The 20,705-nt window shown below is 55.3% G+C and carries 15 protein-coding genes; 3 read left to right on the forward strand and 12 right to left on the reverse strand.

Going from position 1 to position 20,705, the window contains the following annotated elements:
* Positions 1–16: 16 nt before the first annotated feature.
* Positions 17–2,068, reverse strand: coding sequence for a bifunctional aldolase/short-chain dehydrogenase (locus tag VQ830_RS12685; protein WP_337268479.1), 2,052 nt, complete (start codon positions 2,066–2,068; stop codon positions 17–19).
* A gap of 183 nt (positions 2,069–2,251) precedes the next feature.
* On the opposite strand from VQ830_RS12685, the gene VQ830_RS12690 reads away from it, so the two are divergent.
* Complete coding sequence (locus tag VQ830_RS12690; RefSeq protein ID WP_337268480.1) at positions 2,252–3,232, forward strand: sugar-binding transcriptional regulator; 981 nt, start codon at positions 2,252–2,254, stop codon at positions 3,230–3,232.
* Positions 3,233–3,321: 89 nt separating this feature from the next.
* On the opposite strand, the gene VQ830_RS12695 is transcribed toward VQ830_RS12690, so the two are convergent.
* From VQ830_RS12695 to VQ830_RS12715, 5 genes are all read right to left on the reverse strand, one after another.
* Positions 3,322–4,269, reverse strand: coding sequence for a carbohydrate kinase family protein (locus VQ830_RS12695; protein WP_337268481.1), 948 nt, complete (start codon positions 4,267–4,269; stop codon positions 3,322–3,324).
* A gap of 123 nt (positions 4,270–4,392) precedes the next feature.
* Entirely contained in the window at positions 4,393–5,424 is a 1,032-nt protein-coding gene (locus VQ830_RS12700) for an ABC transporter permease (protein WP_337268482.1), read from the reverse strand.
* The gene (locus VQ830_RS12705) at positions 5,424–6,995 is read right to left on the reverse strand and encodes a sugar ABC transporter ATP-binding protein (protein ID WP_337268483.1); all 1,572 of its coding nucleotides are present in this window, start codon (positions 6,993–6,995) and stop codon (positions 5,424–5,426) included. Before VQ830_RS12705 ends, VQ830_RS12700 begins: the two co-directional genes overlap by 1 nt.
* Positions 6,996–7,077: 82 nt before the next feature.
* The gene (locus tag VQ830_RS12710) at positions 7,078–8,073 is read right to left on the reverse strand and encodes an autoinducer 2 ABC transporter substrate-binding protein (protein WP_337268608.1); all 996 of its coding nucleotides are present in this window, start codon (positions 8,071–8,073) and stop codon (positions 7,078–7,080) included.
* 118 nt (positions 8,074–8,191) lie between these two features.
* Positions 8,192–9,175 carry an ABC transporter permease gene (locus tag VQ830_RS12715; RefSeq protein WP_337268484.1) on the reverse strand — a complete coding sequence of 328 codons (984 nt, stop codon included), beginning with the start codon at positions 9,173–9,175 and terminating at the stop codon, positions 8,192–8,194.
* A 762-nt stretch (positions 9,176–9,937) separates the two neighbouring features.
* On the opposite strand from VQ830_RS12715, the gene VQ830_RS12720 reads away from it, so the two are divergent.
* Entirely contained in the window at positions 9,938–10,918 is a 981-nt protein-coding gene (locus tag VQ830_RS12720) for an alpha/beta hydrolase (protein WP_337268485.1), read from the forward strand.
* Positions 10,919–11,030: 112 nt separating this feature from the next.
* Here VQ830_RS12720 and VQ830_RS12725 read toward each other — a convergent pair whose 3' ends face one another.
* From VQ830_RS12725 to VQ830_RS12745, 5 genes are all read right to left on the reverse strand, one after another.
* On the reverse strand, positions 11,031–12,056 hold the full coding sequence (locus VQ830_RS12725) for a hydroxyacid dehydrogenase (protein ID WP_337268486.1): 1,026 nt from the start codon (positions 12,054–12,056) through the stop codon (positions 11,031–11,033).
* A gap of 143 nt (positions 12,057–12,199) precedes the next feature.
* Positions 12,200–12,967: a glutamine amidotransferase gene (locus tag VQ830_RS12730; RefSeq protein WP_337268487.1), complete on the reverse strand. Its 768-nt coding sequence runs from the start codon at positions 12,965–12,967 to the stop codon at positions 12,200–12,202.
* Positions 12,968–13,028: 61 nt separating this feature from the next.
* Complete coding sequence (locus VQ830_RS12735; protein WP_337268488.1) at positions 13,029–14,033, reverse strand: rhamnose ABC transporter substrate-binding protein; 1,005 nt, start codon at positions 14,031–14,033, stop codon at positions 13,029–13,031.
* Between the two features lie 52 nt (positions 14,034–14,085).
* Positions 14,086–15,096: an ABC transporter permease gene (locus VQ830_RS12740; RefSeq protein WP_337268489.1), complete on the reverse strand. Its 1,011-nt coding sequence runs from the start codon at positions 15,094–15,096 to the stop codon at positions 14,086–14,088.
* Positions 15,093–17,666, reverse strand: a complete 2,574-nt coding sequence (locus VQ830_RS12745; RefSeq protein WP_337268490.1) for an ATP-binding cassette domain-containing protein — start codon at positions 17,664–17,666, stop codon at positions 15,093–15,095. Before VQ830_RS12745 ends, VQ830_RS12740 begins: the two co-directional genes overlap by 4 nt.
* A 224-nt stretch (positions 17,667–17,890) precedes the next feature.
* Here VQ830_RS12745 and VQ830_RS12750 point away from each other — a divergent pair, with 224 nt between their 5' ends.
* Positions 17,891–19,141 carry an ROK family transcriptional regulator gene (locus VQ830_RS12750; RefSeq protein ID WP_337268491.1) on the forward strand — a complete coding sequence of 417 codons (1,251 nt, stop codon included), beginning with the start codon at positions 17,891–17,893 and terminating at the stop codon, positions 19,139–19,141.
* Between the two features lie 39 nt (positions 19,142–19,180).
* On the opposite strand, the gene VQ830_RS12755 is transcribed toward VQ830_RS12750, so the two are convergent.
* Positions 19,181–20,341 carry a GGDEF domain-containing protein gene (locus VQ830_RS12755; protein ID WP_337268492.1) on the reverse strand — a complete coding sequence of 387 codons (1,161 nt, stop codon included), beginning with the start codon at positions 20,339–20,341 and terminating at the stop codon, positions 19,181–19,183.
* Positions 20,342–20,705 lie beyond the last annotated feature (364 nt).

Below are 20,705 nucleotides of genomic sequence, written 5' to 3' on the forward strand. Positions count from 1 at the left end.
GCGCAAGAAGGTCACACTACCGCATCATCGCGGCCACGTTGCCACCATCGACCGTAATGACCGATCCTGTCGAAGCGCGCACCGTGGCGAGATGCAGGACTGCAGTGGCCACATCATTGGCGGTGACTTCACGCCCGAGCAGGTTTCCGCGCATATAAACATCCGGCGTCACACCGCGTGCGCGTGCGCGCTCTTCTACCATCGCGTCTGTCATAAGGCGCGTTCGAATCCGGTCCGGGTTGACCGCATTGACGGTAATTCCGTCCGTTGCATGCTCCAGAGCATATTGCCGCATGAGGGCCATCAAGGCGGCTTTCGACGTGCCGTAGGGTCCGAAATCTGCGCCCGGATTGACGGCCTGTTTGCTGACATTGAAAATAATCGCGCCGCCTGTGTTCTGTTGACGCATGACCGTGACAGCAGCACGAGCAATGTAGTGGTGGCTCCAGAAGTTGAGATCGAAAGCCGCCTTGAACGTCTTGTCATCGACGTCAAGAAGCGAGCCTTGGAACGCCGCTCCGGCATTGGAAACCAGAATGTCTATCCCGCCATGGGTTTCGACGACTTTGGCAATTGCCTCGCCGGCCGCTCCATCAGCCGTCAGATCACACGCGATCGAAAGGCATCCAAGGCGCTTTGCTTCGATGGCAACACGTTCGGCATCCAGATCAATCAAGACGACCTCGGCTCCCTGCGCCTGAAGGACTTCGGCAATCGCAAGGCCAAGACCGCCCGCACCGCCTGTCACAGCGGCAATCTGACGGGTCAGCGGCTTCTCGACCTGTTTGGCAAGCTTCACCTGTTCCAATGACCAATATTCAATATCGAACAGGTCGTCCTCCGAAAGCGCCTCGAAACGATCAATTCCCTCCGCACCGCGTATGACGTCGATGGTTGCCTCGGCAACATCGGCACAGACACGCGCTGCCTTCTGGGTTGGACCGGCAGCAAACAATCCGATACCTTCGACGTAAAAGACGCGTGGCATCGGATCTAGCATCGTCTTTCCTCCACCGTTGCGTAGATTATTACGCTCGAAGTAAGACTTGTAATCGGCGACATAATCGGCAACCGCTTTTTGGACTGCCAGGCTCCAGCCTTTGAGATTGTTCTGCTGCGGAGCGGGAAGTGCAATTCCAAACCGCTTGATATGGATGACATGTTCAGGTGTCGCATTCCCCCGTCGCACGAGATCGGCAACATCAGGTGCACCGCAAAAATCTAGGATCAGGTCGTTTGTGCGGTGTTCAAGAACCAGGCGGCGGAATCGACCCTCTTCCTTGCCCGGCAGCGCAAGAGCACCTCGCAGGATCGGGGCGATCTCTGCCACCGACGCCAGCGGCTCTGGTTTTGGCACAAAGTGCCCGAACGGCGAAGGATTACCTTCGGCAATTCGCCGCTCGGCTCGCGTAATTGCTGCGATCATGTTCTCGTAAGCTTCACGCGGATCATCTGACCATGTAAATATGCCGTGCTTCAGCAAGATCATGCCGGGGGCGTTGGGTCTTCTGGAAAAGGCGGCTTTGCAGGCTTTGGAAAGATCAAAGCCCGGCATCACGTATGGCACGATGATCATTTCGGGAAACAGTTCGCGGATGATCGCTTCGCCCTGCGGCTGGTTCGTTAAAGCGACAATTGCGTTCGCATGAGTATGGTCGACATGCTTGAACGGCAGAATGGCATGCAAAATTGCCTCGACGGAGGGATTGGGAGCGGCAGGATCGAGCAAGAGCCGCCGCTGAAGCATGACCATATCGTCGTCGCTCAAGCTATCGTAATCGACCATCGCCCTTAGTGGTTCGAGGCGAAGGGCTGGAAGACCGGCAGGCTCAATCTTTCCCATGTCCCATCCACTGCCCTTGACGCAGAGCGCTTCAACCGAAGAACCGTCATGGTCCTTGAGCGTCGTCTTGACTGATGTGTTGCCACCGCCATGCAGCACCAGTTGCGGCACGGAACCCAGCAGCCTTGTCGTATAGGTTCGAATTGCAACGTCTCGGTTTACGCCACTCTTCACGTAAGCTTCGACCACCGCGTCAAACTCTGCCTGGGACCATTTCGATTGCATCATCACTCCTCAAGGACGACCTGGGCGTCCCCTCTCCCTGCCCGCCCGCAGTAGCGTCGGCTGAAAACAATACTGAGTGGCAAATGCCATTATGTCATGACATTAGTCAACACCCTAAGTGACGCAGTTGATTCGAACCAAAAATCATGCCAGTCAATCGCCAAGGTTCAGCGGAAGCATTTCATGAGACAGGACAACCTCGCGCCGATAGGACAGCCCACGCCTGCCGAGTTCGATGATGCCGTCGTTTGGGCGACGTGGCTCTATTACGAGGACCAGCTGACCCAGAACGAGATTGCCAAGCTGCTCGGTGTTTCGCGCGCAACGATCGTCAACTACCTGCAGGAAGCCCGCAAGCGGGGCATTGTTCGCATCCTGATGAACTCGGAAGTAGCGACTCGCACCGGCATTTCCCGGCAGCTTGCCGGGAAGTACGGCCTGGAGCAGGCTATGGTGCTACCAGCCACCGACGACGACACGCCCAAGGCAACTTTAAAGGCGCTTGGCGCAGGCGGCGCTCGCCTCATCGAGCGGCTGACCAAGCCTGGCGATACGATTTGCGTTTCCTGGGGGCAAACAGTACTCGCAGTAGCCGAGGCGCTCAACCTGCCCCGCCCGCTCGACGGACTGAGCGTCGTCCAGGTTACGGGATCTTCGACCGGCAACGAAGCATTTTCGGCAGAATTCTGCACCGCCATCATGGCGCGCAATCTAGGGGCGGTGAGCGTTAATATGGTTGCTCCAGCGGTATTGAGCTCTGCTCAGCTGCGGGACGCGCTGATGGCAGAACCGGTCTTGCGTCGTCAGTTCGAACGCATAAGCCAGGCGGACCTTATCGTGTTCGGTGTCGGCGCTCTCGGACCTGACAGCACGATGCGTATTGCCGAGGTGACCGATAATGCCGAAATCGATGAATATGCCGCCCAAGGCGCTGCTGCGGTGCTGATTTGCCGCTTTCTTGACAGTGCGGGCCAGCAGATCATCCGCGACTTCGACAGTCGGGTCATCGGTATTGAACTCGATGATCTTCGCAAACTGCCGCGCCGCCTTTGCGTGGCCGGCGGCGCGCATAAAACCGAGGCTATCCGCGCCGTCCTGAAGGGCGGCTATGCAACTCATCTCGTGACAGACATGGTTTGTGCACAGCATCTTCTTCAAGATTAGAACATGCCAAACGGACAGCTCTCATCAATCGCATGAAAGCGGAGACTGATGAAGCGTTAGACGGCAAAGCCCATCGCTCACGCTGGCTTTCATGAAGCTCTACGCGGCGCACTGTTCATGAACGCAAGCGTCTCGTCAAAAGAGCGAATACCTGCATCCGACCCAAGCCCAGTCGCAACAAGAGCGGCGCTTGCCTGTGCAAAATTCAATGCCGTCTTCAGATCCATCCTGTGGTGAAGCGCGGTGATGTAGCCGGCATCAAAGGCATCGCCGCACCCTGTCGTGTCGACAACGTCAATCTGGAAGGCTCGCTCGTGCATGACCGTGCCGTCCGCCCCCATGAAACAGACGCCATCGCCGCCGAGCGTAAAGACACAGTGTCCCACTCCACGATCCAGAAAGAAGCGCCCTGCACCTTCAACATCGTCCGCACCGGAAATATGTTTGGCCTCCTCAATGGAAGGCATGAAATAGTCGATATAGGGCAGCAATGGCTCGATGAGACTAAGCGTGCCGTCATTCGCACCAAGAAGATCAAAGGTCGTTGTGCGGCCGCGCGCCTTGGCGGCAGCCAATAGCTTTCGGCTCGGCTCTCCATCGAGCTTCGCAAGAAGACCGGTACCGCCGAGATGCACGATCGGTGAGGCAAGAACAGCGTCAAGTCGGTCCGCGGGAACGTCGAAGTGATCGGATGCTCCGCGCGCATGAAGGGCGGGGCGATCACCATTGCGACGAATATTTAAGATTGTTGCAGAGGTCGGTATCCCTTTAAGGCGTTGCATCTGAGCGGTATCGACGCCAAATCTTTCAAGCGTCGCGACGACAAAGTCGGCCTTCTCGTCGTCACCGACCGCGCCAACAGCCAGGCATTGAAGGCCAAGCTTCGCGAGATCGACCACGGTTCCGCCGGCCGTGCCAGCAACTGTGAGACGTATCTCGTCGATGAACTCCACGTTCCCACCTTGCGGTATTGCATCGACCGGTCGTCCGAGCACGTCAAGAATATAAAGTCCGACGACGGAAACATCATGAGCCACGAAAGCCTCCCTTTTTCGCACGCGTCTTTACCCGCCGAGGTCGAAGACAGACGCGCTTTTTGTTTTGATCTCTACCCATCCTGCCAGCGGCTAATCCTCTTCGACTGCCGGCCCGATGCTTTTTTATCCGCGATTGCGCAGCGTGAAGATCGTACCGGCAATCAAGATGAACAGACCGACGATAAAGAGCTGCAATGTGCTGGGGATACCCACAAAAATGAGAACGTTACTGACAAGCGTGATCAGCAGAACGCCCAACAACGTGCCGATCACAGAGCCGGAACCACCCGTAATGCGCGCCCCACCCAAAACAACGGCCGCAATGATTTCCAGCTCCATACCGGCAAGATCGAAGGGATTGGCGAGCCTGTTGCTGGCAACGTGGACAACGCCAGCGACGCCCGCCAGAAGGCCGGCATAGGCGAACACAAAGATCCGAACGGTAAATAGCTTGATGCCGAGACGCTCCGCGATCTGTGGATTGCCGCCGACCGCGAAGATTGCGCGCCCCATCAAAGTCCGCTCGAGAATGAACCACGTCATGAGCGCTGCGACGGCAAGAACCAGTACCGTTGCGGGCAAGGCGGACGCAACACCGTTGGACGAAATATGCGTATAAATCGAGGCCTTACCCAGATTGTCCATCGCTGCGGGAATATTCATGAAGAGTGCGGTGCCGACGAAGGTCAGCAGGAAGCTGCGATAGACATATTGTGTACCGATCGTCACGATCAGCGAGGGCGCCTTGAGTTTATGGACAAGAAGACCATTGACCGCGCCGAGGAACGCGCCGCCACCGGCGGCGAGAAGAAAGATGACCGCCAGAGGCATCGAAGGTGCGACATCGATGACGAGCATCGTCAAGACATACATTACAAAAGCTGCGATCGCGGTGAACGAGACGTCGATCCCACCCGCTGCGAGCACGACCAGCACACCCATCGCGAACAAGCCGCGGACCACAGAGGCGCGCAGAATGTCCACAAGGTTGCTCATTTGCAGAAATTCAGGATTGGCGATCATGACGACGAGACAGGTCATCACCACGAGCATCAAGGTGAAGAGCTCCGGATGTGCCCCGAGCAAATCCCACAAGCGCCGGAAGATGCCCACTTGCCGATCGCTTTTGGCGGCGGGTAAGGTTGCGTCACTCATTACAGGCTATCCTTCGTATATCCGGCCATGGTGCGATAGATGCTGTCCTCTGTCAGAGAGGTCGCGCTGCTGTCGGAGACGATCCGGCCCTGCCGCATAATCAAAATGCGATCGCAGTTCTGAAGAAGCTCCAATAGATCATCGCTGATGATGATCACCGACATTCCGTCGTCCGCGAGTTTCTGGATGATGCGAAAGATCGTATCCTTGGACCCGACGTCGACGCCGACCGTCGGTCCGTGCAGGATCAGCAGCCGTGGATTGATGGTCAGCCAGCGGCCAATCAACACCCGCTGCTGGTTGCCGCCAGATAAAGACAATACGGGAGCAGATACATCCGGCGCCACGATCTGCAGATCGCGGACACTGTCTTCTGCCGCACGCCGCGCTTTGCCGCCACTGATAAGACCGAAAGCGTTCTTCAATTGATCGAGGATCGGAAGCGTAATGTTGTCTTGTATCGTCTTTTCAAGGAACAGGCCTTCGGTCAATCGATCTTCCGGAACATAGCCGATTCCGTATCTGATAGCGTCGGCCGCTGATTGCGGTGCGACGAGATCTCCGTTCAGACTGAGGGAGCCAGCGGAAGCGGCAGACACGCCCGCAAGAGAAAGTGCAAGTTCATTGCGACCGGAGTCAAGGAGCCCGGTGATGCCGACGATCTCGCCACGCCGAACAGAGAAATTAACGTCGACGAAAGCCGGCGCTTTTGTAAGGCCCTCAACAGTCAGCATGACATCCCCGAGCTTAGGATCCGTCCGATAGCGCGTCTCGCTAATTTCGCGGCCGGTCATCCAATGGCTGAACTCAGCCTTGCTATGACTGGCAACGTCGAGTTCTGTCACTTTCATGCCGTCGCGCATGATGACGGCTCGTCCGCCAATCTGTTTGCACTCATCCAATTTATGCGTGACGAAAAGAACCGCCACCCCACGCTCTTGGAGGCGTGTGACGACCTTGATGAGATTTTCCACCTCTTGCCTGGTCAGCGACGTCGTCGGTTCATCCATGATCACCAGTCGCGCATCAGAAGCGATAGCACGAGCAATCGCCACGAGCTGCCGAGTGGCGAGCGGCAATGTGTCTGTCCGTCGCGTCAGGAAGTTGCGGTCGGTCGGTAGACGCACTTCTGCCAATGCCCGGCGCGCCGTTTGATGCAGCATGTTGAGGTCAAGGCGTCGCGCAAGTTTGCCGGACGAGGCAACGAGCTGCTCTGTAAATGCGACATTTTCTGCAACGGATAAATTCGGGAGGAGAGAGAGATCCTGATAGACAGTTTCAATGCCAGCGGCCAAAGCGCCGATGGCTTTGAGATTGCCTGTAACAGTGCCCGTCTCTTGTCCGTCGATCAGGATTTCGCCCTCGTCGGCAGGCTGAGCACCAGACAGAATTTTGATCAGCGTACTCTTTCCGCAGCCATTCTCACCCATGAGATGGTAGATCTTACCGGCTTCGATCACCAGGCTGACGTCCTTGAGCGCACGCACGCCGCCAAAAGACTTGCTCACATGGCGTATTTCCAAAAAAGGCGGTTTTTCGGCCGGTGCTGATGGCGTGACGACGGCATTCATCGAGGCATCCTGAACGACTTCATATCAAAACAACAGTGAACAAGCGCGGCGGCAAATTCAGCCGCCGCGCCGTAGCATTCTCTTAGAACGGATAGTTCTTGTAGTTCGTCTTATCGACATCTACCCAGGCCTGCCCCTGAATGACGACCCCCTTGCCAGGGCCCTTCTTCACGGTCATCTTGTTGTAACCAGGCACTCCAAGATCCATGCCGTCCCTCATCTCCTCACCCTTGAGGACCATGTCGGCGACCTTGTTCATCACGTAACCCGCATCTTTAGGATCCCAGAAGAAGATCTGCTTGACGGCGCCGGATTCGAGGTAAGGTCCTGTATCCTTGGGCAGACCAAGGCCATAAACGCAGGTCTTACCTTGCAGCCCAGCTTCTTCAACGGCCCGGCCGATGCCGATCACGTCGATCGCGGATGAGCCCTGAAAGCCCTTTATATCCGGGTACTTACGCAGGATTTCTTTGGCTTTTTCGTAAGCGCGGTTGGCGTCGTTGAATGACTCATTCTTCGCGGCGACCAATTCCATGCCGGGATACTTCTTGGCGTTCTCTGCGCCCGCATCGACCCACTGGTTATGCGTCAAGCTGCCGAGCGAGCCGACAAAGCTCGTCCACTTTCCGGACTTGCCCATGCATTCGGCCATCTTTTCATTGATGCGCGCGCCGAACGCCTTGTTATCAAAAGCTTCGATGTCCACGCTGGTGTTGACCAGGCTGTCGCCTTCATGCGTGATCACCTTGATGCCGCGTTGAGCAGCACGGCGCAGAACACCTTCCAGCGCCGACGGGTCCATCGGAACGACTGCAATAGCAGAGACCTTCTTTGCAACGAGGTCCTCGATAATGCGCGTTTGTTGCGCAGCATCGGCTTTTGCCGGGCCGATTTGGCTGGCATCAACACCAGGATTGTCTTTGCCGAACGCTGTAACGCCTTCATTCATCCGGATAAACCAGTTCTCGCCGGTCACCTTCACGACCGTCACGATCGTGGGCTTGTCTTCGGCACGCGCCGCTCCGCCCACTGCTATAAGTCCTGCCAACATGGTGCCGGCTATCAGTTTCGATATCATGCTCATATGTCTCCTCCATTAGATTGAGCAATTCGACGTCTGGCGACCGGCAACGCCCATGGCGATTTCGGCCGTAGAATATTTCACGCCCGCCTATTGGTCGGACGCTTGGCTGCAGCTATCGTCCGGATTTCAACCAGACCCCAAAATTGACGCGTGCCGATGCCAAAAGCAGTAGAAGAAGAAGACCCCAGGCCAAGTCTCTGAAAAAGTTCGAAATATTCATAAAGTTGAATAGACTGGAGAGCATCTGCAACGCGGTGGATGCGAGCAAGACGCACATCACTTTGCCATGCCCTCCCTCAGGCTTCACCCCCCCCAAAACCGCAATCAGAATGGCGATCAGCACATAGGAACTGCCATAATCCCATTTCACCGACGAGTTTCGAGAGGCAATAATGATGCCGGCAACTGAGGCAAGCACTCCACAAATCGTGTAGGTGACGAGCAGCATGCGCTTCTCGTTAATTCCGCCATAGCGCGCGGCCTTTGCATTGCTGCCCAGCAGCATCAGCTGGACGCCAAAACGGGTGTACAAAAGAACGAAAGCAAGAATTGCGGCGATTGCCAGAAAAAGCGCAAAGCAAAGCGGCACGCCAAGGACTGGCGAGTTGCCAAAATCGTCGAGTGGTTCAATGAAACCCATCCCGATGGCAGATCCATTGGTAAGGGAAATGGCAAGGCCCGTAAAAACCAGCTGGGTGCCTAAGGTGGCGATCAGCGGCGTTAGCCGGGCGTAGGCAATGATCATGCCGTTCAGCAGCCCGCCAGCAAAACCGATGGCAAGTGCTAGGCCTGCAAAAACCCATGAAAATAGAAATGGGCTATCGGCAACCGGCACCAGAGCGCTCGCGGCAGCAAAGGCGACGATGCCCGCAAGGTTGGCAAGCGCAATTCCGGAGAGATCAATCCCGCCGTTGCCGGAGATCATCGCCAACATCACGCCAAGCGCAAGAAGACCAAGCTCAGGAACCTGCGAGGCCATCGACTGAAGATTATAGATATCGAGGAAGCCGCTCCCAACCAGAACGGCTCCCGCTACAAGCACCGCGCCATTGATGGCCGCTAAAAAAACAGCTTGCCGATCCAATCGCAAACTCACAGTCGATCCTCCTCCCTCAGAGCCTCGCTCAAGCAAAAGTGTCGATGACACTGCTTAAACGAAACCGATCAACATGCTTTGACATTTGTCAGACACATGTAGCGCTTGTCAATAGAACCTTTCGACGTGTCTGTCTGTCGACCTCCAGCTCAGTCCAACACATCAAATAGGCCAACTTAACGCCGTGCACGACAAAGCAGGCTTTTCCTCTTCCTCAAGAGAGAATCTACATATGACAAACAAGACCCGTCATATGTCGTCCCTCTGTATTGACATTTGTCTACTACAATATGTTTTTTGTAAACCCAGAAAAAAATCCAAGGCTGCATTGCATCGGTCGCGTCGCGTGCAACGGAGTCACGGTCCCTCCAAACGGGCTCGGGATGTCAAAGTGGCAGTAAGAGCTATGCACGAAAGCGAAAGCGAACTTCGAAGTGATCCCGGCCCAGCGGTTTGAGAGAGTCATGCCTGCAGGCTCTGTTAACCCCGAACAACCAAGGATATGCGCTTCACGTCAGAGGCAATCGGAGAAGACAATGAAGAGTGGCACGCTGTCCCCTGAGCCTTCAGCCTAATCATGCGTGGTGCCTGGTCCAAACTATGGCCCTAAGATGATACAGGGTTGGAAGCGCTATGACCTGAGGATACTTCGACACCACGGCATCATCGATATGCTGTGAGCGGCTGCATTTCTAATGGCACTGTGTAGAGTTCTGACTTCTCGAAGCCAAGTGGATGTCGATTACCGAGGAGACACAAACAGTGAATGAAGAACGGCCGGATCCCAGCTTGCTTTCGCCGCCTATGCGGGCTCTGATGGAAAAGATGGCGGCCGAGTTTGGCCCTTTACCAGATGCCACTCTCCTGCCGCCGGCAGAAGGACGCGCTCTTTCCGCTCGTCTCAACGAAAAGCGGAACGTGAACCTGCCGGCTATGATGTCGGAAGCCGAAGTTTGGGTCCCAGCTGATACCACACTGGGTTCGGCACCGTGCCGGATGCGTATCCTCACACCCGAAAATGCAGGATCCGGCACAATTCTCTTCGTTCATGGTGGCGGCTTCGCATTTTGCAGCCCTGAAACACATGAGCGGTGCGCGCGCGTCCTTGCCATTGAAGCCGGTATGGCTGTTGCAATGCCAGATTACAGGTTGGCTCCAGAACACCCGTTCCCCTCTGGCCTGCGCGATGTCGTTGCCTGCCTGCGAGCGCTTCTTAACGGCCGTATCGAGGGAATTTCAGCGAAGCCTCTCCTAATAGCGGGAGACTCTGCCGGCGCCAACCTTGCGCTCGCGAGCATGCTCCACGAGCAGACCGACGCCCAATCCCTTCCAAACGGGGCACTGCTGTTTTATGGAAATTTTTCAGCCGATCTGACAGGCGCTTCTTATGCTCGTTTTGACAACGGCCCGGGTCTTACGATCGCAAAGATGGAACGGTATTGGCAATGGTATGCCGGCGACCGCGACATCAGTGGAGATCCACTTGCCTGTCCACTTGTTGCAAGCGACGACACACTTTTGCGGATGCCGCAGCTCTATCTCATGGCGGCAGGTGTAGATCCGCTTTACTCGGATACACTTATGCTGCACGAGCGGCTGCAAAACCTTGGACGTAGAGATGATCTCGACATCGTGCCCGGCGTTATTCACGGATTTCTCCAGAATACCAATGAACTGGAAGAGGCGCGCGCAGCACTGCGGCGCGCAGGCAAGGCGGCGCGTAGGATGATACATAGGACGTGACGCGTTGACGCTGGCAATGGACGACACGGCGTCTGACGATAGACGCCGGTGCATTCGTGCGGTCAGGCTGTAAAAAGCCCTCTAATACTCAGCAGCTTTCACCGTCATTTCTTCAGGTGACGGAGACAGGCTTTGACTTCAGGCGCGCCGCGGTCGCCGGATCGGCTCGACGACAAAGCTGTGGCGGCAGTCCCTTCATGATGAGCTCCGCATCGGCCACTGCCATAGAACCCAAGGCGTAAAGTGCATCGCGCGTCCCGCCAGTCCGGTGCGCGGAAAAAAGAATGCCAGGCACAGACCGGATCGGATCATCCGCCGCAACCGGCTCTTCTGGAAAGACATCCGTTGCAACCCGAATCCGTCCAGAGGCAGCGGCTTCGACCATTGCCGGGAAATCAACAACAGCCGCTCGGCTCATGAGCAGGAAGGCCGCGCCAGGCTTCATCATTGCAAATTCGCGCGCACCAATGAAGCCTTCATTCTCGCTCGTCACGCTGGCGAAAACGAAGATCACCTGGCTTTCGGAAAGAAGTTCATCAAGGATGGCAGGAGCGCAGTCTGCCCGCTCGATGATTTCGCTTGGAAGCCAAGGATCGAACACGCGCACATGATTGCGAAATGGCCGGATCAGCTCGCGGAGCTGCCGGCCCAAATCTCCAAACCCGATGATCCCAACTGAAGCTCCAGCGAAACGAAACGTCGTCTCATTGCCTGCGAGGCCGTATTGCTCAATGCCCAGCCTAAACTCTCGATCTGCCTGCGTAATGCCGCGCGCAAGATCGATCGCCATCGCAAGCGATGCCTCGGCCACGGGTGCAGCAAAGGCAGATGCCGGCGCCAAGACCCAGATGCCGCGTTCCACGCATGCCTGATAATCGATATTGGGTATAAAGTTGGATTCGACGTTGATGATGGCCTTCAGTTTTTGCGCGCGGTCAAGTCGCTCCCTGGGCATGTCGGTCTGACCGAAAATCAAGACTGTGTCGGGCAACAGTTCATCGATTTGCTCAGCCGGCATCTGACGATCTTCACAAATCACGACCTCGCCAAGAGCGTGAAGACGCTCCTTCACGCTCCGCTCCATGATCAGATCGACCGTGCGCGGTAAAGGATCGACGAGAATAACATTCCGGCTCATAGTGTTCCTCCAACTCGGCAAACTGGTAACACAGAATCAATTTTCTCAAGAAAATTTTTGATCAATATGAAACACCGTTAAAGGCTGAAAAACGCTTATGTTCACGAGGGGTTGGCTCGATGACGGGCACATGCCGTCGCTTGCTAGATTTCCCGTGCAAGCCACCGAACCATGTTCGCCATCAATCGATCAAATCCCGACCACTGCATGAAATCTGCCGAAAGCCAGTGAGGCCCGATATCTGTGGTCCATGACAGCGAGCGACCAGAACCGTACTCTCGCACCGAAAGCAACGGAAGATCGCTGCCTCCATGTTTGCAGCACATAAGGGTTCTCGTGTCCGACTGAACCCGCGCAATGACGCGGTTGAGCCCTAGAATAAAGGGAACTGGTGCCGTCATCCCTGATAAGATGGCGTGGTCGCTGCTGGCGATGACGGGATCAAGTCCTTCAGGCGCTTCGAGGCCATCCGGAAGAGCACTGATTTCGACCGGCAGGGCCCGCTCGATAGCGGTGCCATGGAACATGGCAGCTCCATACATACCCTGGAAGCCCGTGTATCCGCCCGCCATCATCAAGGCTCCGCCTTGCTCCACCCAACGACGAATAAGTTCGAGGCGATTAACGGAGCGCTTTCCCAATCTTGTTTCCGGCGTGTAGAGCAACGATAGTGCGCCAACATCGGAGATTACGACAACGGAATAGCGATCGAGCTCATCCATAGTGGTGGGAAATTCGTGTTCACAGCGATCACCCCCAATCTGAACGACATCGATCTGGGAATTCATCAATGCTTGAATGTACCGCGTCGCTCCGTTGGAATAACGTGAAGAGGCCCCAGTTTCGAGGCCAGTCGAAGCCAAAGTGGTAATGTGAAAAATCTCACCCGCGAGCAGAACTGGCTTCATCATGGAACCTCGTTGCAAAATTGGCGAAAGGGGCAGCGCTGTTTGCAACGCTGCCCGCTCGACCTCAGAATTTAAATTCTTCGACGTTTGCCGGCGTGACGATCTTGGCAGGTCCCAGCAGGACCTCACCTTTTGCACCGACTTTGTAGGTTCCTAGTCGACCGGCTGCGAATGTCTCACCTTCTTTACCGGTTACCTTACACTCGGCAACGGCCTGCGCGGCATAATATGTCAGGTAGCCGAGATCTTTGACGTTCCACCAGATGTCCTGAACCGAACCGTCTTGAATGTACTTCTTGATGAGGGTTGCGGGCGCTAGACCGGTAAGTTTGATCTTTCCAAGCAAGCCTGCCTGCTCCATGGCGCGGGCGGCTGCGGGCAGCCCTATCCCAGCTGGGATGATAATACCCTTGAGATTGGGGAATGCTTGTGCCAGCCCTAAAGCCTGTTGCTGATTGACCTGCTCGCTTTCCTGACCGTAAGCAACCTGCACCAGCTTCATTTTCTGATATTTCGTATCGCCAGCCATCTTCTTCTTCATGAAGTCGATCCACGCATTTTGGTTGGTGGCTGTTGGCGTCGATGAGAGGATGGCGAAGTCGCCCTCGTAATTGATTAACTGCCCCATTGATTCCAGCATCATCTCGGCCAGGCTGTCGCCCGCCGCTTGATTGAGGAAGAGCGTTCGAGCATTGGCAGCGACATCGGAGTCGTAGGATACAACCTTAACGCCTTGCTTTTCGGCGCGGCGAAGCGCCGGTGCCACTGCATTGGCATCATTGGCAGAAATCGCGATGACGCCGACCTTTTGCGAAACCAGATTGTTGATAAAGTCGATCTGCGCTTCGGCCGTTGCTTGCGAGGGCGCCTGTTTGATGGCTTTTCCGCCGAGCTCGCCTGCTGCTTCTTCGGCGCCTGTCTGTGCAACTTGGAAGTATGGATCTGTGTCGAGTTTGGGCAAAAAGCCCACAGTCACCGGTGCCTTGGAACAATCAGCTGCGCTGGCCGAACTGACGACCAAGAGCAGCGTACTTGCAAGAACCATGGACTTTACGAGTTTCAATTTCATTTGTTTCCTCCTCCGAAGATCCGGCTTGAGAGAACATGCGAGCCACCGGATGCTACTCGCGTGTTTTTGATTTCGACTGATAAACCTTCACACTGGCAAAGATGCGCTCTGCTGCATTGCTGGCGAGCAGCGATACGATCAGCAGGAGGCCGATGACTGTGCCCTGTGCATCACCGCCAATTTGCAGCAGACCGAGTACATTCCTGATGGTGGCAAAGAGAAGGAGGGCCCAAAAAACACCCGTCAACCTGCCCTTACCACCGAAAACACTGACGCCTCCAAGAAGCGCAATGGTAATGACATCAAGCTCGATCCCCAGCGCGTTGTTGGCGCGAGCATTGGCCAGGCGCGCGGCATACACCATCCCACCTGCGGCGCAGATGACTCCCGAAGTGATGAACAGACAAAGAACTGTTCGAGCAAGGCGAATGCCCGAATAGCGTGCAGCCTCAGGATTACCGCCGATGGCGTAGATCCGCCGACCCAGAGGCATCTTTTGCAAGGCTATTGTAAATAGCGGCGCAAGGACGAGGAACGGTACAATAGTCCAAGGAATAGGAGTTGGTCCGACGCTATCGATGCCAAAGTCGAGAAAGCTATCGGGAAAGTCATTGATCGAACCGGTTCCAAGCAAAATATACCCGATGCCGCGGAACAGAGCCATCGTGCCAAGGGTCACAACAAGAGAGGGAAAACCCAGCTTTGAAACGAGGAGGCCGTTGAACGCACCGCAGATGGCGCCTGCGATCAGAGTTGCAGGAATTGCGACATAGAGGGGAAACGGAGCCTGCACCATTGAACCGAAGATCACGCTCGTCAGGGCAAGGATACTCCCGACCGATAGGTCGATCTCGCGCACCAGAATCAGGAGCACCATGGGCAGCACGATCAGAGCCCGCTCGGAAATCCCTGCAACGGCCTGCGAGATGTTGAACGCCGATGCAAAGTTTGGCACCTCGAGGACCGCATAGAAAAGGACAGCAACCGTGATTGCAGCGAGGAAGTTGTCCCAGTTGCCGATACGCGCCACGATGCTCGTTTTGTTGTCCACGCGATCGCTCATGAAGGCGCTCCGGTGCGCGAGGCTCGGCGCGCCACGTAGGCATCTATTGCGATCGCAGCGAGAATCACCAGACCATAGACCCCCTGCAGCCAGAGTGGATCGACGCGGACCAAAGTTAATCCATTGTTGATGACGAGAAGAAGTAACGCGCCGGCTGCAACACCAAGAACCGTCCCGGATCCGCCGCGAACCGCAACGCCGCCAACAACGGCTGCAGCAATGACCGTCAACTCAAAACCATAGGCAACGCGTGCATCGACCGTTGCGTAACGTGAGGCCCATAGCGCACCATCAAACCCGGCAAGCAAGCCTGCCGCGGTAAATGCTGCCAGGATCCGAGATTTTGTAGGTATACCAATCAAACGCGCGCCGTCAGGGTTTGATCCGATGGCGTAAAGTTCGCGTCCAAATGAAGTATAGCGGAGAACATAACCAGCAGCCAGCAAGGTTAGTATCGCGATTAGAATGATAGCTGGAACGCCGAAGACGCTGGCGCTGGTCAAGTCCAACCATGCTTGGGGTACCTGATCGGCGCTCACCTGCGTACCGCCGGCCCAGATGCTGTTGAGACCACGAAATACTGACATCGTTCCGAGCGTGACGACGATGGCCGGCACCCGGCCGTAGGTGACGATCAATCCGTTGACCAGCCCCGCAAACAAGCCTAGCCCACTCGCGAGCAACACGCCGCCCAAAACCCCGATCCCGGGATGAACATGAAGTGTCGATGCTGCACCATAGGCAGCAAGTCCGATTACGGCTGCGACGGAAAGATCTATGTTACGGGTGACCAACACCAACATCTGGGCGATCGCGACGATCATGAGCAGGCCCGCATCCATAGCAAGAGCGGACAAATTGGAGCCGCTCAGCATGCGAATGTTAAGGAACGAAATCGGAAGGATCACGGCAAGCATAGCCGCGAACAATCCAAATTCTCGGCGCGCGAAGATGCGCCCTCCCCGTCCGCTTTGCGTGCCGGGAGACGTATGCTGCTCCTCGGAATAAGCCGGCACTGCCACGACTTGGCGGTCGATATTTTCCACAATCGCATCTGTCGCAGCGGCGATGACCTTCTCTTGGCTTGCCTCATCCCGGGTGAAACGACCGGATATGCGACCCTCGCGCAAGACAATCATCCGATCTGACATTCCCAGAAGTTCCGGGAGCTCAGAGGAAATCAAAATAATCGCCATACCTTGACTGGCCAGATCGGCCATCATTGCATGAACGTCCGCCTTGGCCTGGACATCAATGCCCTGGGTTGGCTCGTCGAGAATGAGAATGCGCGGCTTCGTGGCCAGCCACTTTGATAAGACAACTTTCTGCTGGTTTCCGCCTGACAAGGAGCTGACCGGCTGATCATAGGAGCTAAAGCGCAATCGCAGTCGATCGAGGAAGGGCATAGCCAGCCTCAATTCTTTCGACCGCGACATCATTCTTCCTTTGGTCGCCTCCTCGAGAACTGTCAGGGATGCGTTACTAAGGATTGAGAAGTCCATAACGAGGCTTTGACCGATGCGATCTTCCGAAACATATGCGATGCCCTGCTCCATCGCATCGTTTGCAGACGAAAAGTTGGCAGGCCGCCCGTTAAGGATAATCGAACCTGCCGTTGGTCTATCAATCCCGAACAGCACCCGAGCAATTTCAGTACGCCCACTCCCTACCAAACCACCAAAGCCGAGTATCTCCCGTGCTCGAAGCTCAAAAGAAACATCATCAAAGGCACCTTGGCGGGACAGTTCCTTGACATCCAGCAGAACGTTTCCTGGCGAGGAGGCATGACGCGGGTAAAGACCGTCCAGCGCGCGACCAACCATCATTTGAATGGCCTTCTCTCGGGATAGATCGGCAACAAGCTCGGTCCCAATGAGCCGACCGTCACGCAGAACTGCGATACGGTCGGAAACACGATAGATTTCGTCCATGCGATGGCCGACGAACATCATGGCGACGCCACGCTTTCGCAGCGAGGCGACCACAGCAAAGAGCCTTTCGACTTCGCGCTGCGATAGCGCTGCGGTTGGTTCGTCCATAATCAGGACGCGAGCATTCAATGATAGGGCCCGCGCGACTTCAACAAGCTGCTGTTCGGACGTTCTAAGCTTACCGAGCCGATTGGACACATCAACATCGAGACCGACGACGCTGAGCAAACGCTGCGCATCAGCTTCCATTTTTTCATGGTCAATATGCCATACGGTGCCTGTCTGACCGATGAAGAGGTTTTCTGCGATCGACAGGTCAGGAAATAGCCCGGGATGCTGGTGCATCACGGCAATGCCAGCTTTCTGTGCCTCCAGAGGAGAGCCAAATCTGTGTGCCTGGCCGGAGATCAAGACAGAGCCGCTGTCCGGTCGATGAACACCGGCAAGCAGCTTCACACATGTGCTCTTGCCCGCACCGTTCTCTCCCAGCAAAGCCAGAACTTCACCTGACCGTAGTTCAAGGCTGACGTCCGAGACAGCAACCGTGCCACCAAATGTCTTTGTAACACCGACAAGGCAGGCAGGTAGCGCTGCGGCGTCGTCCGTGGCGGAGGCGGATTTTGCGTTTGCATCAAGCATTATGCCCACCACCGCTTTCTGGAGGCTGACTGCCGATCCGTTTCTTAGGAAAATTCACTGGATCCTCGCCAAACTGAACAACACCAACTCCCCTTGGTGCTTAATTAAAGCAAATTACTATAATTGCGTTTGAAGATCGTCAAGAGCCGTCGTATAGGTCTTTGACAATTGGCAATGGGAGCGCAAAAAGCGTAAGCCGATTATCAGTCTGGAGGCAGATAAACATGGCCGGCAAGGGCAGCAATTCGATGCAGTTGCGCTACTATAATGAGCGTGTCGTTCTCGACGCAGTCAGACGCTCAGGCCAAGCATCTAAAGCGGAGATTGCAAGATATGCACACCTAACGCCTCCCGCCGTAGCAGGCATTGTGGACGCTCTTGTTGACGGCGGATATCTGGTCGAAAACGGCAAAAGGTTTGGCGGAAAGGGTCAGCCGTCCGCAATGTATCGCCTTGCCAATGATGGAGCCTTTTCGATCGGCGTGCATGTTGGTCGGCGAGCACTCGATGCCATCTTGACTGATTTTGCGGGTGAAACAGTTGTATTCGAGACATACGATTACGATCATCCGGATCCCCTTCGTGTCAGGCGGCTTGGCGACGAGGCAATTGGTCGATTTCGTGACAGGCTCAGCAAAGAAGAGCGCAAAAGGCTCATTGGCCTGGGGATTTCCGCACCTTACTTTATCGGGGGTTGGGATGCGGAACTAGGTTTTCCCTCCGAGGTCCAGATGGAATGGCGGACGTTTGATCTTAGAGCTTATTTTGCCAACAAGCACGACCTACCGGTCATGATTGAAAACGACGCCTCCGCTGCGGCGATTGCCGAACTTGTTCAAGGCACAGGCAAAAAGCATTCTGACTTCCTGCATATATCACTTAGTACATTCGTGGGAGCCGGGTTGGTACTTGATGGCACGCTACAAACGGGTCCCAATGGCAATACGGCAGCTTTTGGTCCGTTCCCGGTGACGCATTCGAGGCTGAATTCCGTCCCCAAACCATCAGGAAAATTCGATGTACTGTTGCACCGTGCCTCGATTTTTACACTTGTGCACCATCTAAGGTTCAACGGATTTGAGATCACGAGAGTGCGCGATCTCGATCCCATGCCTGCTTCTGCGCAAGCACTGGTTCGTGAGTGGCAGGATGATTGCGCCGATGCCTTGGCGCAGGCTCTGATTGGCGGCATTGCTGTCGTTGATATTGAAGCTGTCATCATCGACGGGCTGCTTCCCAAGCCACTGCTCATGGATACTGTCGAGCGCGTTAAACAATGCTTTGCTGCGATGATGCCGGCCGGCCTGGTTCCTCCTGTGATTTCAGCCGGCGGCCTCGGCGCCCGCGGTTCAGCGTTAGGCGCCAGTCTGATGCCAATTTACACGATGTTCGGTCCGGATACCGGAGTGCTCATGAAGAAAGGGCTCGACAAAAAGCCACTGATGATCGGCTCGGAATACAATCGCCGTGCGTGACAACGGTCGTGCCTTTGGTCCGAGGTAGATTCCAGCAAATCAGAGCTCGTCCCCGTTAGCAATTTTCGCTACCTGGCCTTCAAGATCCGGGGCCGGAGCGAACCGAAACGTGTTTCGACCGGCACGTTTGGCATCGTAAAGGGCAGCATCTGCCCTTTTGAGGAGGTCTTCGAGACGATCATTCTCCGTTGCGAAAGCGATGCCAAAGCTTGCAGTAGGTTTTAACGAAGCAATTCCAAACTCAACGTTACTGAACAGAAATCCCACCCTATCTACGAACTGCCTCAGTTCAGCAACGCTTCCATTGGCAAACAGGACTGCGAACTCCTCTCCGCCGATCCGCCCGCACAATTCCCCTCCACCGTCCTTCAAACTACGAGAGAAGGCTGAAATCACCTCGTCACCCACGTCATGGCCAAAGGTGTCGTTGATGACTTTAAAATGGTCGAGGTCGCATAAAACGACGACGGCACCTGCTTCATGTTTTTCAAGGATATGATTTGCACGTTCGACAAACGCGCCGCGATTCCACAGACCAGATAAATGGTCCCTCTGTAGAGAGTCACGCACTTGCTTCATGACATCTTCAGCCATCACCATCAGCAGGCTAAGTCCCAATAGAATTGCCAGAACCGCACCGATCGACTGTGAGTAATGGGCGTATTGACTGACGATGTAAGATCCAAAATCAGCCCCCGTGTTAAGCCGGCGCGCAAGAACCGCTTTAGCGACAAACTGGAGCGCCATAACGAGGAGAACGGCGAATAAAAACCAATCTGCAGGACGACGTCGGTTTGATCTGAAGATACACAACGCTCCAACGGCACCTAAAGCGAAATACGGGAGCTGATAACCAAACGCATGGATTAGGGAATCGCGCACAGAATACGCAATGAAGAGAATGTGCGATAACACGAGGATGAAGAACAAAATCGCCACCGGCCAGATCTGCGCCGCGGGCTGATAGCGCCGCTGAACACCAACGGAAATCAAGCCGAGTGCTGCAAGCAACCCTGCGAAGGTTATCAAAGAAAGCTTTAAAGGAGCAAAGGACGCGGGCACGATCGCCTCTAAGGCGACAAAAAACGCCGCGCAAATAAAGCCTGCAGCGCACCACCTCCCCATCGGAAGATCGTATTTCATCGACAAGCCGACAAACATGGCTGCGAAGGCAATGCCGATCGAGGCGTTGATCGCCAACAGGAAGGTTACATTGCCCAAACTATCAACCGAACTGTTCGGCTCCTCTATTATCTTGTGACAGCAGTTAAATTAGACAATTGCTGCAGCTGAAACCTTCCCTCCGGCGTATTCGACGGACCAGCACTGCGAATGAGCAGATTGTCAGCGTTTCAACTTCTCTGTGCACAACTTATCGCTTAATCTCTCAAATGGTAAGCCACCAAGCCAAGCGCGATGATCGCAGCGATACTGCTTAGGGGCCTGGCACGCTGTCAGATGCGTAATCCGCAAACGTCACGACAAGACTACCGATGAGAAAAATATTCTACTTATTAGTACACTAAAAAGATGGATTAACTTACTTATTTGGAGTGTTGTGAAT

Origin of the sequence: Oryzifoliimicrobium ureilyticum, assembly GCF_037199735.1 — a bacterium.
GTDB classification, from domain to species: Bacteria; Pseudomonadota; Alphaproteobacteria; order Rhizobiales; family Rhizobiaceae; genus Rhizobium; species Rhizobium ureilyticus.

Excerpts from the sequence above, each read along its gene's own strand:
- VQ830_RS12745 (WP_337268490.1), bottom strand. The coding sequence starts at position 17,666 with ATGCTTGATGCAAACGCAAAATCCGCCTCCGCCACGGACGACGCCGCA.
- VQ830_RS12710 (WP_337268608.1), bottom strand. The coding sequence starts at position 8,073 with ATGATATCGAAACTGATAGCCGGCACCATGTTGGCAGGACTTATAGCA.
- VQ830_RS12750 (WP_337268491.1), top strand. The coding sequence starts at position 17,891 with ATGGCCGGCAAGGGCAGCAATTCGATGCAGTTGCGCTACTATAATGAG.
- VQ830_RS12740 (WP_337268489.1), bottom strand. The coding sequence starts at position 15,096 with ATGAGCGATCGCGTGGACAACAAAACGAGCATCGTGGCGCGTATCGGC.
- VQ830_RS12685 (WP_337268479.1), bottom strand. The coding sequence starts at position 2,068 with ATGCAATCGAAATGGTCCCAGGCAGAGTTTGACGCGGTGGTCGAAGCT.
- VQ830_RS12725 (WP_337268486.1), bottom strand. The coding sequence starts at position 12,056 with ATGAGCCGGAATGTTATTCTCGTCGATCCTTTACCGCGCACGGTCGAT.
- VQ830_RS12735 (WP_337268488.1), bottom strand. The coding sequence starts at position 14,033 with ATGAAATTGAAACTCGTAAAGTCCATGGTTCTTGCAAGTACGCTGCTC.
- VQ830_RS12690 (WP_337268480.1), top strand. The coding sequence starts at position 2,252 with ATGAGACAGGACAACCTCGCGCCGATAGGACAGCCCACGCCTGCCGAG.
- VQ830_RS12700 (WP_337268482.1), bottom strand. The coding sequence starts at position 5,424 with ATGAGTGACGCAACCTTACCCGCCGCCAAAAGCGATCGGCAAGTGGGC.
- VQ830_RS12705 (WP_337268483.1), bottom strand. The coding sequence starts at position 6,995 with ATGAATGCCGTCGTCACGCCATCAGCACCGGCCGAAAAACCGCCTTTT.
- VQ830_RS12730 (WP_337268487.1), bottom strand. The coding sequence starts at position 12,967 with ATGATGAAGCCAGTTCTGCTCGCGGGTGAGATTTTTCACATTACCACT.